This is a genomic window from Dyella sp. (assembly GCF_051962475.1).
Classification (GTDB): Bacteria; Pseudomonadota; Gammaproteobacteria; order Xanthomonadales; family Rhodanobacteraceae; genus Dyella_A.
Genome location: NZ_JBQCCF010000036.1, coordinates 1 through 13,455, shown reverse-complemented (window position 1 = coordinate 13,455; position 13,455 = coordinate 1). Strand labels below are relative to the sequence as shown.

Genomic DNA, 13,455 nt, shown 5'->3' with positions numbered 1-13,455 from the left:
CGCCGATGCATTGCCCCTTCTGCCAGCACGAAGACACCCGCGTCATCGACTCGCGCCTCGCTGACGACGGCGCCACCGTGCGCCGTCGTCGCGAGTGCCCGCAGTGCGGCGAGCGCTTCAACACCTTCGAGACCGCCGAGCTGAAGCTGCCGGCGATCGTGAAGAGCGGCGAGCGGCGCGAGGCGTTCGACGAACGCAAGCTGCGCACCAGCTTCGAGCGCGCGCTGCAGAAACGGCCGGTGGCCAGTCACGACGTGGACAACTCCGTGCGCGAGATCATCAACGACCTGCGCCGCAGCGGCGAACGCGAGGTGCCCTCGCGGCACATCGGCGAGCTGGTGATGCGCGAACTGGGCAAGCTCGACCAGGTCGCCTACGTGCGCTTCGCTTCGGTCTATCGCCGGTTCGAGGACGTGCAGGCGTTCCGCGAGGAGATCGAGAAGCTCGAGCGCGACCTGCCGGAGCTGGAAAAGCTGCAGCTCTCGCTGCTGGGCGCCGACTCGACGCGCAAGGCGCGCAAGGGCGAGAAGTAGTCGCTGGGCAGTATGCTGCCGGCCGGATCTATCGCCGCCCGAGCTGCCATGCCGTTCTCCGCCATCGACCACGCCCACATGGCCCGCGCGCTCGCGCTGGCCGAGCGCGGCCTGTTCACCACCCAGCCCAATCCACGCGTCGGCTGCGTGATCGCCCTTGGCGATGAGGTAGTGGGCGAGGGCTGGCATCAACGCGCCGGCGGTCCGCATGCCGAAGTGTTTACCCTGCGCGACGCGGGCGATCGGGCGCTCGGCGCCACCGCTTACGTCACCCTGGAACCGTGCGGTCTGCACGGTCGCACGCCGCCGTGCGCGGATGCACTGATCGCGGCCGGCATCGCCCGGGTGGTGATCGCCGCCGAGGACACCTCGCAGGCCGAAGGCGCCGGGCTCGCCCGCTTGCGCGGTGCCGGTATCGCGGTGGAGACCGGCCTGATGCGGGAGGCCGCGCGCGAACTCAACGTGGGATTCTTCCACCGTATCGGGACGGGGCGTCCGTTCGTGCGGGTGAAGCTGGCGATGAGCCTGGACGGGCGCACCGCGCTGGCCAACGGGGCCTCGCAGTGGATCACCGGCGACGCCGCACGCGCCGACGGCCAGCGCTGGCGCGCGCGCAGTTCGGCGATCCTCACCGGCAGCGGCACGGTGCTGGCGGATGACCCGCGACTGACCGTGCGCCTGCCCGCCGGCGCGGACTTCGCGCCGCCGCTGCGGGTCGTCCTCGATCGCCGCCTGCAAACGCCGGCCGGCAGCCATGTGCTAGATGCCAGTGCCCCGACGTTGCTGATGCATGAGCTGGACGCTGCCGTGCCGGAGCATCTGGCCGCGGTCGAGCGCGAGCCCGTCGCGACATACGGCCAGGGCCTGGACCTGGGCGAGGTGCTGCGCCGCCTGGCCGAGCGGGGCTGCAACGAGGTGCATGTCGAGGCCGGGCCCACGCTGGGCGGCGCGTTGCTCGCGGCCGGTCTGGTGGACGAGCTGCTGATTTACATGGCGCCGGTTCTGCTGGGCGATGCCGCTCGGCCGTTGCTGCATCTTCCGACGCTGGCCGAGATGGACGCGCGCTGGCGGCTGCAGGTGTTCGACCAGCGCATGCTGGGCAGCGATCTGCGCTTGCGCTTGCGCCCGGCGGCCCACTGAGCCCGAGCGCCAGCGGGCGATCACCTCGTGAAGTCGATGCCGATCTTGCCGAAGTGCCGGCCCGCCGCGAGATGCTCGAAGGCCGCGCGCAACTCGCCAAAGCCGTAGACGGCGTCGATCACCGGGGTCAGCCGGATCGCTTCCAGCGCGCTCACCATGCGCTCGTGCTCCTCCAGCGACGCCACCGAGATGCCCTGCAGCCGCACCCGCTTGAGGATCGCCTGCACCAAGGGCAACGGCGCCTCGCGCCCGCCCATGAAACCGACGATGCCCACGAAGCCGTGCATCGCCACCGCCTCCATCGACTGCTCGAACGTGGAGGCGCCCACGGTCTCGACCACGGCGTCCACCCCGCGTCCGCCGGTGGCCTCGCGGACCGTGGCGCCCCAGCGGGGCTGCTTGGCGTAGTTGATGCCGAGATCGGCGCCCAGCGCCTTGGCACGTTCGAGCTTTTCATCGCTGGAGGAGAGCGCGATCGCCCGTGCGCCGCGTGCCTTGGCCAGTTGCAGCGCGAACAGCGAGACGCCGCCGGTGCCCAGCAGAAGAACGGTCTGCCCGCTGGTCAGGTGCGCCTGCTCCAGCGCGGTCCAGGCGGTGAGCGCGGCGATCGGCAGCGTGGCCGCTTGCAGTGAGCTGAGGTGCGACGGCGCCCGCGCCAGGGCATAGGCGTCGTAGCAGGCCAGTTCGCGCATGGCGCCGGGGCCGGGGCCGCCGAGGTCGGCGCCTTCCCATTCCGGGCGCATCGCGCCGGCGATCCAGCGGGCCTTGTAGAACGTGGTCACCCGATCGCCGGGACGGAAGCGGCTGACGCCGGGGCCGACCTCCAGCACCGTCCCGGCGCCATCGGAAACCGGCACCAGCGGCAGCGCCACGTCGCGATAGAGCTGGCCGTTCACCAGCAGGTGGTCGCGGAAGTTCAGCGAGGCGGCTTCCATCTTCACCAGCACCTGGCCGGGGCCGGGGCGGGGAGCGGGCTGCTCGGAAAGTTGCAGGTGATCGAGGCCGAACTGGACGAGTTGATAGACGCGCATGGCGGAAACTCCAGGTGGGAATGCCGCCATGGTGGGTCGCCGCGGATAAGTTGATAATCAACCGCCAAAGCACATCTTTTATTCACGCAATGAATCAATCATTCGAGCTGACGCCACACCGCCTGCGCGAGCTGCGCGCGTTCGCCGCGGCGGCGCGACGCTTGAACTTCACGCGCGCCGCGCAGGATGTGGGCTGCACCCCCTCGGTGCTGAGTCGCCGAATCGCGTCGCTCGAAACTGCCATCGACGGCAAGCTGTTCCTGCGCACCACCCGGCGCATGGCACTCACCTCGCGCGGCGAACAGCTGCTCGCGCACTGCGAGCGGCTGGAGTCGGTGATGCTGGAGCTGGTGGCGGACCTGCGACCGCACGGCGGCGCGCCGGCCGGCCGCCTGTGCGTGCATCTGCCCGGCTCGTACGGGCGCCAGCGCATCGCGCCGTTGCTGGCACGTTTCGCCGCGGCCCACCTGCAGATCCGCATCGAGGCGACCTACGACGACGCCTACACCGATCTGGTCGCCGGGCGTATCGACCTGGCCGTGCGCGTGGGCAAGCTGGCCGACGCCCAGCTGGTGGCGCGGCGCGTGGGCAGCATGCGGCGCTACCTGTGCGCCGCGCCGTCGTATCTCGCCGCGATGCCGGCGCCGGCTGATCCGGCGGAACTCAGGGCACATCGCTGTGTGGCTTTCAGCGGCCTGCGGACCGGCACGCTGTGGCAGTTCAGCCGTCAGCGCCAGCGCCGTTCGGTGCGCATCGAGCCGGTGCTGGCCTGCAACGACTCGATGGCCGTCCGTGATGCGCTGTTGGCGGGCGTGGGCATCGGCATCCAGGGCGACTACATGGCCGACCCGCTGGTAGCAGCCGGGCGCCTGGTGGAGGTGATGCCCGACTGGCAGCTGTCGCGTTCCCCGGTGCATCTGCTGTGGCTGCCGGGTGCGGATCGCGCGCCCGCGTTGCGCCGGCTGATCGACTTCCTGGTGGCCGAGCTGGCGACGCCTGCCTGAGGTCATCCGGCGCGCTCGCGGAAACGCTGCGTGCATGCTGGCGCACGCCTGTCCGGCATCGGGCGCCGCCCCGGTGATGCTAGACTCCCGCGGCCAGTTCGCTGGCGACAACACACAACGACGTCTTCAGGGCGGGGTGCGATTCCCCACCGGCGGTAGGTGCCCCAGGCACGAGCCCGCGAGCGCTTCCGGCCTCGGCTGGAAGGTCAGCAGATCCGGTCCGATGCCGGAGCCGACGGTTGGAAACCAGGACGGTTTCCAGAAAGTCCGGATAAGAGAAGACGGTACGGCGGCGCCCCCTGGGTGCGCGCCGGCCATGCGCCTTGGGGCGTTTTTCGCAGGTCCATTGCGCGGGAAACGTTTCATGATCGACACGTCCGATTCGCACACCTACCTCAACGCGGGGTGGTGCTGATGTTTACCGGGATCATCCAGACCGTGGGCCGCATCGTGCGGCTGGAGCCGCGCGGCGGCGATGTGCGCCTGCATGTGGATACCGCCGGCCTCGACCTCGCCGACGTGCAGCTGGGCGACTCCATCGCCGTCTCCGGCGTGTGCCTCACTGCGGTGACGCTGGACGCGCACGGCTTCAGCGCCGACGTCTCCAACGAGACGCTGTCGCTCACCACCCTGGGCCAGCACAAGCCCGGCGACCCGGTGAACCTGGAAAAGGCGCTGCGCCTGGCTGACCGGCTCGGCGGACACCTGGTCTCCGGCCACGTCGACGGCGTCGGCAAGGTGGTGGCGATCACCCCGGACGGCCGCTCGCAGCGCTGGACCTTCGAGGTGCCACAGGCGCTGGCGCGCTACATTGCGGCCAAGGGTTCGGTGTGCATCGACGGCACCAGCCTCACCGTGAACGAGGTGAGTGGCGCGCGCTTCGGCGTGAACCTGATCCCGCACACGGTCGAGCACACCGCCTTCCACGCCCGCCGCGTGGGCGATGCGGTGAACATCGAGGTGGACGTGATCGCGCGCTACGTCGAGCGGCTAATCGGTGGCGGACAGGCGTCCGGCATCGACGTCGATTTCCTCAAGCAGCACGGCTTCGCCTGATCTCGTAGTCCCTCTCCCGCTGGGAGAGGGGTCGGGGTGAGGGTCCGTGCGCAAGCGTGGCGCTGCGCTCCGCCCGAACCCTCATCCGCCCCTTCGGGGCACCTTCTCCCAAAGGGAGAAGGAAACCATCACGGATACCGCCATGCCCTTCAACACTATCCCCGAGATCCTCGACGACATCCGCGCCGGCCGCATGGTCGTGATCCTCGACGACGAGGACCGCGAGAACGAGGGCGACATTGTCATGGCCGCGCAGATGGTGCGGCCGGAGGACGTCAATTTCATGGTGCGCGAGGCGCGCGGCCTGCTGTGCCTCACGCTCACCGAGCAGCGCACGCGCCAGCTCGGCCTGCGCCCCATGGTCAGCGACAACACCTCGCCGTACCACACCAACTTCACCGTCTCGATCGAGGCAGCCGAGGGCGTCACCACCGGCATCTCCGCGCATGATCGCGCCCGCACCATCCAGGTGGCGGTGAAGTCCGATGCGAGGCCGCAGGATCTCTCTCAGCCGGGCCACGTGTTCCCGCTCACCGCGCAGCCGGGCGGCGTGCTGACCCGCGCCGGACACACCGAAGCGGGCTGCGACCTGGCCGCACTGGCCGGGCTGGAGCCGGCGGCGATCCTGATCGAGATCCTGCACGAGGACGGCTCGATGGCGCGCCGCCCCGAGCTGGAGGTCTTCGCGAAAAAGCACGGTCTGAAGATCGGCACCATCGCCGATCTCATCCGCTACCGGCTGGAAACCGAGAAGACCGTCGAGCGCGTGCACGAGGAAGACGTGCAGACCGAGTTCGGACCGTTCCGTCTGGTCGCCTACCGCGACGCGATCCGCCGCGGGCTGCACTTCGCGCTGGTGCGCGGCGCGGTGGACGACGGCGCCCCGGTGCTGAGCCGCGTGCACGTGCGCAACACCTTGTCCGACGTGCTGCACCTGACCCGCGACGATCTCGGCCTCACCGTCACCGCGGCGCTGCGCCGGATCGCCGACGAGGATCGTGGCGTGCTGCTGGTGCTCTCCGGCGAGGACACCGCCGAGGCGCTGCTGGCCCGGCTCAAGGGCCAGCCGGCCGCGATCAGCGCTGAGGATGCCCAGCACAACCAGTGGCGCCAGCTCGGCCTGGGCGCGCAGATCATGGCGGACCTCGGCGTACAGCGGCTGCGGGTGATCGGCACGCCGCGCAAGCTGGTCGGGCTGGGCGGATTTGGGCTGGAGGTGGTCGAGTACGTGTGAGTGGCGGGCGTCGCGACCGGCCCTTCGACTCCGCTTCGCTGTGGGCGAACGGTTTCCCGTTATCCAGCCGTGTCACCGCACCAACGGCGTACCTGTCCACATCCGTTCGCCCTGAGCGTAGGCCTGCAAGGTCGAAGTCGAAGGGCATGCCGCGGCCTCGAAGCCGCCACGATCGCCACCTCACCTTGCTCTACGATCCGGCGTAGTTCTCATCGTTCAGCCATCACCCAGACCATGCCTGCCACCCACATCCACCTGATCGCTCCCTCCGGCTACGCCGCCGACCCCGCCGCGATGACCCGCGGCGTGGCCCGGCTGCGCGCGGCGGGCTACGTCGTCGAAAACGAGGCCGTGCTGGATCGCACCGAGCTGCGCTTCGCCGGCAGCGATGCCGAGCGTGCGGCGGACATCAATGCGCTGGCGGACGTCGAGATGCTCCCGGACATCGCCCTGGTCACCCGCGGCGGCTACGGCGCGGCGCGGCTGCTCGAGCATCTGCGCTACGACGCGTTGCGCGAGCGCCTCGCCGGCAGCGCGCTGGCGATGGTCGGGCACAGCGACTTCACCGCGGTGCAACTGGCGTTGCATGCGCACGGCGGCCTGGTGACGTTTTCCGGCCCGCTGCTTGCCGACCTGGGCGCCGAGCCGGAAGACGCCGACACGCTGGACCAGTTCCGCCAGGTGCTGTCCGCGCCGTCCGCCGAGGTCCGCTGGGCGTGCCGCAGCGAGGCCTCGCTGGAGGTCGAAGGCCCACTCTGGGGCGGTAACCTAGCCGTGCTGTGCAGCCTGCTCGGCACGCCGTATTTCCCGCGCATCGACGGCGGCATCCTGTTCGTCGAGGACGTCGGCGAGCCGCCGTTCCGCATCGAGCGCCTGCTGTACCAGCTGCACCTGTCCGGCGTGCTGGGCCGCCAGCGCGCGCTGCTGCTGGGCCGTTTCAGCGACTGCCGCCCCGGTCCGCGCGACAACGGCTACACGCTTGAGGCGGCGTTCGGCCAGCTGCGCGCGGTGGCCGGCATTCCGGTGATCGACGGCCTGCCGCACGGCCACGGCTGCGGCCAGCTGACATTACCGTTCGGCGCGCCGGCCCGCCTGCGCGTCGAGGGCCCGGCCGCCCGGCTGGGCTTCACCGGCTATCCCCATCACCGCTGAGCCACCCCTGCCCCGAGCGGGGGGCGCCGCAAACCCGTAAAATGCGCGGTCTGCCCCGGGCCGCGTGCCCACCGAGGACGACTGCATGAAAACCATCGAAGGCAACTTCGCCACGCCCAAGGGCCGCTTCGCCATCGTTGCGGGCCGCTTCAACGGCTTCGTGGTGGAGCCGCTGGTCGCCGGCGCGCGCGATGCGCTGGTGCGCCATGGCGTGAAGGACGACAACATCGAGCTGATCCGCGTGCCGGGCGCCTGGGAGATCCCGCTGGCCGCGCAGAAGGCGGCCGCCTCCGGCAAGTACGCCGCGGTGATTGCGCTGGGCGCGGTGATCCGCGGCGCCACCCCGCACTTCGATTACGTTGCCGGCGAATGCGCCAAGGGCCTCGCCAAGGCAGGCATGGATACCGGCGTGCCGGTCGCCTTCGGCGTCCTGACCACCGACTCCATCGAGCAAGCCATCGAGCGCTCCGGTACCAAGGCCGGCAACAAGGGCGCCGACGCGGCGCTGGCGGCGCTGGAGATGGTCAACCTGTACGGGCAGCTGTGATGGCGCCGCCGAGTCAGGGCATCGATATGGCCGCGCGCTCGCGCGCGCGGCGCCGGGCGCTGCAGGCGCTGTACGCATGGCAGCTGTCGGGCAGCCACATGAACGCGGTGATCGAGCAGTTCCGCCACGAGCAGGACATGGAGATCGCCGACCTCGAATACTTCGAGGACCTGCTGCACGGCGTGGAAAAGCACGTCGATGCGCTGGACGCGAGCCTGCGCCCGCACATCGATCGCGAGGTGTCGCAGATCGACCCGATCGAGCGCGCCGCGCTGCGCCTGGCCGCGTATGAACTGGGCTATCGCCCCGACGTGCCGTACCGCGTGGTGATCAACGAGGCGATCGAAGTCACCAAGCGCTTCGGCGCCGATCACGGCCACAGCTACGTCAACGGCGTGCTGGACAAGCTGGCCGCGCAGCTGCGCGCGGTGGAGAAGCACGGCTGATGGTGTTCACCCTGGCCGGCGCATCGCTGCTGCGACAGGCACCCGTGCTGGAAACGCCGCGCCTGCGCCTGCGTCCGCACCACGCAGACGATCTCGATGCGCTGCACGCGATCTGGTCTCAGCCAGAGGTTTACCGCTACATCGGCGGCGAGCCGGCCACGCGGCAGGACGTATGGATGCGTCTGCTGCGCTATGGCGGCATGTGGCCGATGCTCGGCTACGGGTTCTGGGCGGTCGAAGACAAGGCTACCGGCGCGCTGGTGGGCGACCTCGGCTATGCCGATTTCCAGCGCGAGATCACCCCTTCGCTGGATGGCATGCTGGAGCTGGGCTGGGTGCTCGCGCCGTCGGTGCACGGACGCGGCTACGCCAGCGAGGCGCTGGCGGCGATGCTCGACTGGGGCGATCGCTATCTGGGTGCCCACCGCGAGGCCTGCATCATCTCGCCGGAGAACGCCGCGTCGATCCGCGTGGCGGAGAGGGCCGGCTTTCGCCCCTGGTGCGACACCACCTTCCACGACGCGCCGATCCGCATGTTCACGCGCGACGTACCGGCCACGGCGCAGCCCTGATGGAATTTCGCCTGATCGACCGCCTCCGCGAGCGCACCGCGCAGGCGCGCGAGGATGTTCGGCTGGGCATCGGTGATGACGCCGCGCTGCTCGCCGTGCCGGCCGGGCAGGAGCTGGCGGTGGCCATCGATACCCTGGTCGAGGGCGTGCACTTTCCCGTGGGTACCGCGCCGGCCGACATCGGCTGGAAGGCGCTGGCGGTGAACCTGTCCGATCTCGCCGCGATGGGCGCGACGCCCGCCTGGGCGCTGCTCGCGTTGACCCTGCCGGAGCTGCCGGCCGAGGCCCAGGCGGCGCGGGTGGACGGCCTCGCCGACGGCTTCGCGCAACTCGCGCAGGCCCACGGCGTGGCACTGGTTGGTGGCGACACCACGCGCGGTCCGTTCACGCTGTCGGTGGCAGTGCACGGCTTCGTGCCGCCGGGTCAGGCATTGCGCCGTGACGGGGCCCGCGCGGGCGACCTGGTGTTCGTCACCGGCACGCTGGGCGACGCGGCCGCGGGCTTGCAGCGGCTGTCGCCCAGCGCCGATCCCGACGAGGAAAAGCGCCGCGCCTTTCTGCGCGCGCGGCTCCATCGACCGCAACCGCGGGTGGCGGCGGGGCTCTCGCTGCGCGGTCGCGCCAGCGCATGCATCGACGTCTCCGACGGCCTGCTCGCCGACCTCGGCCATCTGTGCGCGGCCAGCGCCGTGGGTGCGGAGATCGAAGTCGAGCGGTTGCCGCTGTCTTCCGCGTTGCTCGGCAGTTGCGACGAGGCGGCGGCGCACGACTACGCCCTGGCCGGCGGCGACGATTACGAGTTGTGCTTCACCGTGTCGTCCGCCCTGGCCAGCGAGGTGCAGGCGGATCTGGCGCGGCTAGGCTGCGGCGCCACGCGCATCGGCCGTGTCGTCGAGGCGGCCGGCGTGCGGATGCGCGGCGTCGATGGCGCTTGGATCACCCCGGCCCGCCGCGGCTGGGATCACTTCGGCGACGATGCGCCCCGATGACCAGCATGGCCGACCGCAAGACCCTCACCCCCAACCAGCGCCGCTTGCTGACGGCCTCGCTGGCCGGCTGGATCGCCTGTGGCTTCGGTTCGGGCCTGGCGCCCAAGGCGCAAGGCACGTTCGGCTCGGCGGCGGCGATCCTGCCGTGGCTGCTGCTGCGCGCGCTGCCGCTGCCGGCGTATCTGTTGGTAGTGCTGGCGGCGTTCGCGCTGGGCGTATGGGCCTGCAACGTCGCCGGGCGCCTGCTCGGCGTCGACGACCACCGCAGCCTGGTGATCGACGAGTTCGTCGGCCAGTGGATTGCGTTGCTGCCGGCGCTGTTCGCGCCGTGGTGGATCGTGCTCGCCGGGTTCGTGCTCTTTCGCCTGTTCGATGTGTGGAAGCCGTGGCCGATCGGCTGGCTCGACCGCCGGCTCAAGAGCGGTATGGGCGTGATGGTGGACGACGTGGTAGCCGGTGTGTTCGCCGCCGTGGCGCTGGCGGTGCTGATGCACGCATGCGGTGTCGCACTCGCGATCCCGTGACGCGGTCTCTGGCATCCTGCCGGCCCTGACCTCCACTGGAGTCTTGTCATGCAGTATCGCCGTCTGGGCCAGTGCGGCCTGCAGCTGTCCGCCTTCTCGTTTGGCGCCTGGGTCACCTTCGGTCGCCAGGTCGGCCGCTCCCAGGCGCGCGAACTGATCGCACTGGCGCACGATCGCGGGGTCAACTTCTTCGACAACGCCGAGACCTACAACGCCGGCGCCGCCGAGGAACTGATGGGTGATGTGCTGGCCGATCTGCGTTTCCCGCGCGACAGCTACTGCGTGTCGAGCAAGGTGTATTTCGGCGCCGTGACCGACCCGAAGCCGACCCAGCGTGGCCTGTCGCGCAAGCACGTGATTGAGGCCTGCCACCAGGCGCTCCAGCGACTGAAGGTGGATTACCTCGACCTGTATTTCTGCCACCGGCCGGATCCGGACACCCCGATCGCCGAGACGGTGGCGGCGATGGACCTGCTGGTGCGCCAGGGCAAGGTGCTCTACTGGGGCACCAGCGAATGGCCGGCCGAGGCGATTGAGCAGGCCCATCGCATTGCCCGCGAGCAGCTCCTGACCGCGCCGGTGGTCGAGCAGCCGCAGTACAACCTGCTGCACCGCGAGCGGGTGGAGCGCGAGTACGCGCCGCTGTACGACACCTACGGCATGGGCACCACGATCTGGTCGCCGCTGGCCTCGGGACTGCTCACCGGCAAGTATCGCGACGGCGTGCCGAGTGACGCCCGGCTCAACCAAGCCGGTTACGAGTGGCTGCGCGAGGAGTTGCTGGACAAGGGCCAGGGCCGCGTCGAGCGGGCCCAGCGGATCGCGCCGATCGCCGAGGAACTGGGCGTGTCGATGACGCAACTGGCGCTGGCCTGGTGCCTGGCCAATCCGCATGTGTCCACCGTGCTGCTGGGGGCCAGCAAGCTCGACCAGTTGGCCCACAACCTGGACACGCTGGACAAGCTGCCGGTGCTGGACGCCGCGGTGAAGCAGCGGGTCGAGGCGGCGGTAGGCTGAGCGCGGCGCCCGCTGCCGTCGTCGTGGCTCAGCCGCCCAGTGTCATCGCCGTGCCGAGGTCGATCAGCGGTGCGGCAATCAGGATGCGCGCCAGCACGATTGCCAGCATCACCACCATCGGCGAAAAGTCGAGCATGCCCACCACCAGCTTGCCGCGCAGCGGACGCAGCAGCGGCTCGACGATGGCGCCGGCCAAGCGCAGCGCCGGCTGGCGCGGGTCCACCTGCAGCATGCTCAGCAGCGACCAGCCGAAGATCAGCACCAGGTAGAACACCAGCACGAAGTCGATCAGGTCGGCCAGCCCCAACACCAGCAGCCCGGCCACGTTGGGCGCCGCGCCGAGCAGGGCGAACAGCGCGGCGCGCTTGAGCACCATCACCAGCCAGGCCAGCAGCACGGCGGCGATGTTGATCCGGCGCCAGTTCGGGATCACCCGGCGGATTGGCGCCAGCACCGGGTTGGTGGCGCGATACAGGAACTGGCTGATCGGGTTGTGGAAGTCCGCGCGGGCCGCCTCGGCCAGCACGCGCAGCACGAACAGCGTGGCCAGCAGGTTGAAGGCCAGTTCGATCAGCAGCGACAGGGCATTCAGCAGGTAGGTCACTTAGGTCTTGTCCAGTTCGGCGGCCAGTTCGCCGCCGCGGCGGGTGGCCGCGGCGACGGCGTGCGCCACGATAGCGGGCAGGCCGTCGGCCGCAAAGCTTTCCAGCGCCGCCTGGGTGGTGCCGTTGGGCGAGGTGACGCGGCGGCGCAGCTCGCCGGGCGCCTCGCCGCTTTCCACCAGCATGCGACCGGCGCCCAGGCAGGTCTGCGCGGCCAGCGCACGGGCGGTGCCGCGATCCATGCCCTGCGCCACGGCGGCATCTTCCAGCGCCTCGACCAGGGCGAAGAAGTACGCCGGAGCGGAGCCGGAAATGCCGGTCACCGTGTCCATCAGCGTCTCGTCGTCGACCCAGCGGGTGAGCCCGGCGGCATCGAGGATGTGCTGGGCCTGCGCGCGCTGCGGCGGGCTGACTCGCGCATTGGCGCACAGGCCGGTGGCGCCGGCGCCGATCAGGGCCGGAGTGTTGGGCATGCAGCGCACGATCGGCAGCGCCCCGAACCAGCGTTCCAGCTGATCCAGCCGCACGCCGGCGGCGATCGAGATCAGCAGCGGACGCTTGCGCTGCAGCGTGTCGCGCAGCTCGGTGTGGATCGCCGGCATGATCTGCGGCTTCACCGCCAGCACGATCACCTCGGCGTCGGCCGCGGCCAGTCGATTCTCGGCGTAGGTGGCCACGCCGAACTCGCGCGCCAGGCTCTGGCGCGACTCGGCCTGGGGTTCGGAGACGGCAATGGTGGCGGCGGGGATGCCGGTCTTGAGCAGGCCGCCGATGAGGCTGCGCGCCATGTTGCCGCCACCGATGAAGGCGATGCGTGTCATGTTCGCTCCTGTGTGTCGTCAGCCGACTACCTTACCCCACCCACCGCCGCGCGTGCTTCGCACCGTGGCTTGCCGCCGCTTCCGGGCAAGGTGTACAGCCTTGGCAAAACCGCCATCGAGGACTGGTCGCGCCGCCCCTGGCGCGAGTAGTATCGAGCCACTCAAGGGGGATCCGGGAACAGTTTCCGATGACCGCTGGCCGCTGCGACAGATGGCCGTCGCACTCCACCGTCGCCGGGGCGGACACCCGCATCGATTGCCGCAAAACATCTTTAATCATGACGATCGGTTGAGGGGGAACTACCCGATGGATATCGCCGAACTGCTTGCCTTCTCGGTGAAGAACAAGGCCTCAGACCTGCACCTGTCGGCGGGGCTGCCGCCGATGATCCGGGTCGACGGCGACGTGCGCCGCATCAACATCCCCGCGCTCGAGCACAAGCAGGTGCACTCGCTGATCTACGACATCATGTCGGACAAGCAGCGGCGCGACTACGAGGAGTTCTACGAGACCGACTTCTCTTTCGAGATCCCGGGGCTGGCGCGCTTCCGCGTCAACGCGTTCAACCAGAACCGCGGCGCCGGCGCGGTGTTCCGTACGATTCCCTCCGAGGTGCTCACGCTGGAGGACCTCGGCGCGCCGCGCATCTTCAAGGAGTTGATCGAGCAGCCGCAGGGTCTGATCCTGGTGACCGGACCGACTGGCTCGGGCAAGTCGACCACGCTGGCGGCGATGGTCGATCACATCAACAAGAACGAATATGGGCACATGCTCACGATCGAAGAC

Annotated in this window: 16 protein-coding genes and 1 riboswitch; of the genes, 13 read left to right on the top strand and 3 right to left on the bottom strand. The window is 70.0% G+C overall.

What is annotated here, in order from left to right:
- Positions 1 to 5 precede the first annotated feature (5 nt).
- On the top strand, positions 6 to 533 hold the full coding sequence (gene nrdR, locus ACTHJF_RS08340) for a transcriptional regulator NrdR (RefSeq protein ID WP_431634207.1): 528 nt from the start codon (positions 6 to 8) through the stop codon (positions 531 to 533).
- 48 nt (positions 534 to 581) lie between these two features.
- Complete coding sequence (ribD, locus tag ACTHJF_RS08335; RefSeq protein ID WP_440266702.1) at positions 582 to 1,673, top strand: bifunctional diaminohydroxyphosphoribosylaminopyrimidine deaminase/5-amino-6-(5-phosphoribosylamino)uracil reductase RibD; 1,092 nt, start codon at positions 582 to 584, stop codon at positions 1,671 to 1,673.
- 20 nt (positions 1,674 to 1,693) lie between these two features.
- On the opposite strand, the gene ACTHJF_RS08330 is transcribed toward ribD, so the two are convergent.
- Positions 1,694 to 2,704, bottom strand: coding sequence for a zinc-dependent alcohol dehydrogenase family protein (locus tag ACTHJF_RS08330; protein WP_440266701.1), 1,011 nt, complete (start codon positions 2,702 to 2,704; stop codon positions 1,694 to 1,696).
- Positions 2,705 to 2,793: 89 nt separating this feature from the next.
- Between ACTHJF_RS08330 and ACTHJF_RS08325 the strand changes: the two genes are divergently transcribed.
- The 10 genes from ACTHJF_RS08325 (at position 2,794) to ACTHJF_RS08280 (ending at position 11,245) form a co-directional block, all read left to right on the top strand.
- A complete protein-coding gene (locus ACTHJF_RS08325; protein ID WP_440266700.1) occupies positions 2,794 to 3,708 on the top strand; it encodes a LysR substrate-binding domain-containing protein in 915 nt (304 codons plus the stop codon).
- A gap of 118 nt (positions 3,709 to 3,826) precedes the next feature.
- Positions 3,827 to 3,995: riboswitch (FMN riboswitch) on the top strand.
- 127 nt (positions 3,996 to 4,122) lie between these two features.
- Positions 4,123 to 4,764 (top strand): riboflavin synthase, encoded by a 642-nt coding sequence (locus ACTHJF_RS08320; protein WP_440266699.1) that lies wholly within the window; start codon positions 4,123 to 4,125, stop codon positions 4,762 to 4,764.
- Positions 4,765 to 4,906: 142 nt separating this feature from the next.
- On the top strand, positions 4,907 to 5,998 hold the full coding sequence (gene ribBA / locus ACTHJF_RS08315; protein ID WP_440266698.1) for a bifunctional 3,4-dihydroxy-2-butanone-4-phosphate synthase/GTP cyclohydrolase II: 1,092 nt from the start codon (positions 4,907 to 4,909) through the stop codon (positions 5,996 to 5,998).
- A gap of 234 nt (positions 5,999 to 6,232) precedes the next feature.
- Positions 6,233 to 7,150, top strand: coding sequence for an LD-carboxypeptidase (locus ACTHJF_RS08310; RefSeq protein WP_440266697.1), 918 nt, complete (start codon positions 6,233 to 6,235; stop codon positions 7,148 to 7,150).
- An 85-nt stretch (positions 7,151 to 7,235) separates the two neighbouring features.
- Positions 7,236 to 7,697, top strand: coding sequence for a 6,7-dimethyl-8-ribityllumazine synthase (ribH, locus tag ACTHJF_RS08305; RefSeq protein WP_431634198.1), 462 nt, complete (start codon positions 7,236 to 7,238; stop codon positions 7,695 to 7,697).
- On the top strand, positions 7,697 to 8,143 hold the full coding sequence (gene nusB, locus ACTHJF_RS08300; protein WP_440266696.1) for a transcription antitermination factor NusB: 447 nt from the start codon (positions 7,697 to 7,699) through the stop codon (positions 8,141 to 8,143). The genes ribH and nusB overlap by 1 nt, the downstream gene beginning before the upstream one ends.
- Positions 8,143 to 8,715 carry a GNAT family N-acetyltransferase gene (locus ACTHJF_RS08295; protein ID WP_440266695.1) on the top strand — a complete coding sequence of 191 codons (573 nt, stop codon included), beginning with the start codon at positions 8,143 to 8,145 and terminating at the stop codon, positions 8,713 to 8,715. The genes nusB and ACTHJF_RS08295 overlap by 1 nt, the downstream gene beginning before the upstream one ends.
- Entirely contained in the window at positions 8,715 to 9,704 is a 990-nt protein-coding gene (gene thiL / locus ACTHJF_RS08290) for a thiamine-phosphate kinase (protein ID WP_440266694.1), read from the top strand. The genes ACTHJF_RS08295 and thiL overlap by 1 nt, the downstream gene beginning before the upstream one ends.
- 5 nt (positions 9,705 to 9,709) lie before the next feature.
- The gene (locus tag ACTHJF_RS08285; RefSeq protein WP_440266768.1) at positions 9,710 to 10,228 is read left to right on the top strand and encodes a phosphatidylglycerophosphatase A family protein; all 519 of its coding nucleotides are present in this window, start codon (positions 9,710 to 9,712) and stop codon (positions 10,226 to 10,228) included.
- A 48-nt stretch (positions 10,229 to 10,276) separates the two neighbouring features.
- Positions 10,277 to 11,245 (top strand): potassium channel beta subunit family protein, encoded by a 969-nt coding sequence (locus ACTHJF_RS08280; protein WP_440266693.1) that lies wholly within the window; start codon positions 10,277 to 10,279, stop codon positions 11,243 to 11,245.
- 28 nt (positions 11,246 to 11,273) lie between these two features.
- Here ACTHJF_RS08280 and ACTHJF_RS08275 read toward each other — a convergent pair whose 3' ends face one another.
- Both ACTHJF_RS08275 and proC read right to left on the bottom strand, forming a co-directional pair.
- The gene (locus ACTHJF_RS08275; protein WP_440266692.1) at positions 11,274 to 11,849 is read right to left on the bottom strand and encodes a YggT family protein; all 576 of its coding nucleotides are present in this window, start codon (positions 11,847 to 11,849) and stop codon (positions 11,274 to 11,276) included.
- A complete protein-coding gene (gene proC, locus ACTHJF_RS08270; RefSeq protein WP_440266691.1) occupies positions 11,850 to 12,668 on the bottom strand; it encodes a pyrroline-5-carboxylate reductase in 819 nt (272 codons plus the stop codon).
- Between the two features lie 307 nt (positions 12,669 to 12,975).
- Here proC and ACTHJF_RS08265 point away from each other — a divergent pair.
- Positions 12,976 to 13,455: type IV pilus twitching motility protein PilT (locus tag ACTHJF_RS08265; RefSeq protein WP_440266690.1), on the top strand; the 480-nt coding region annotated here is incomplete at its 3' end.

What these genes read in the sequence shown, in the direction of transcription:
- nrdR (WP_431634207.1), top strand. Translation starts at nt 6, where the DNA reads ATGCATTGCCCCTTCTGCCAGCACGAAGACACCCGCGTCATCGACTCG.
- ribD (WP_440266702.1), top strand. Translation starts at nt 582, where the DNA reads ATGCCGTTCTCCGCCATCGACCACGCCCACATGGCCCGCGCGCTCGCG.
- ACTHJF_RS08330 (WP_440266701.1), bottom strand. Translation starts at nt 2,704, where the DNA reads ATGCGCGTCTATCAACTCGTCCAGTTCGGCCTCGATCACCTGCAACTT.
- ACTHJF_RS08325 (WP_440266700.1), top strand. Translation starts at nt 2,794, where the DNA reads ATGAATCAATCATTCGAGCTGACGCCACACCGCCTGCGCGAGCTGCGC.
- ACTHJF_RS08320 (WP_440266699.1), top strand. Translation starts at nt 4,123, where the DNA reads ATGTTTACCGGGATCATCCAGACCGTGGGCCGCATCGTGCGGCTGGAG.
- ribBA (WP_440266698.1), top strand. Translation starts at nt 4,907, where the DNA reads ATGCCCTTCAACACTATCCCCGAGATCCTCGACGACATCCGCGCCGGC.
- ACTHJF_RS08310 (WP_440266697.1), top strand. Translation starts at nt 6,233, where the DNA reads ATGCCTGCCACCCACATCCACCTGATCGCTCCCTCCGGCTACGCCGCC.
- ribH (WP_431634198.1), top strand. Translation starts at nt 7,236, where the DNA reads ATGAAAACCATCGAAGGCAACTTCGCCACGCCCAAGGGCCGCTTCGCC.
- nusB (WP_440266696.1), top strand. Translation starts at nt 7,697, where the DNA reads ATGGCGCCGCCGAGTCAGGGCATCGATATGGCCGCGCGCTCGCGCGCG.
- ACTHJF_RS08295 (WP_440266695.1), top strand. Translation starts at nt 8,143, where the DNA reads ATGGTGTTCACCCTGGCCGGCGCATCGCTGCTGCGACAGGCACCCGTG.
- thiL (WP_440266694.1), top strand. Translation starts at nt 8,715, where the DNA reads ATGGAATTTCGCCTGATCGACCGCCTCCGCGAGCGCACCGCGCAGGCG.
- ACTHJF_RS08285 (WP_440266768.1), top strand. Translation starts at nt 9,710, where the DNA reads ATGGCCGACCGCAAGACCCTCACCCCCAACCAGCGCCGCTTGCTGACG.
- ACTHJF_RS08280 (WP_440266693.1), top strand. Translation starts at nt 10,277, where the DNA reads ATGCAGTATCGCCGTCTGGGCCAGTGCGGCCTGCAGCTGTCCGCCTTC.
- proC (WP_440266691.1), bottom strand. Translation starts at nt 12,668, where the DNA reads ATGACACGCATCGCCTTCATCGGTGGCGGCAACATGGCGCGCAGCCTC.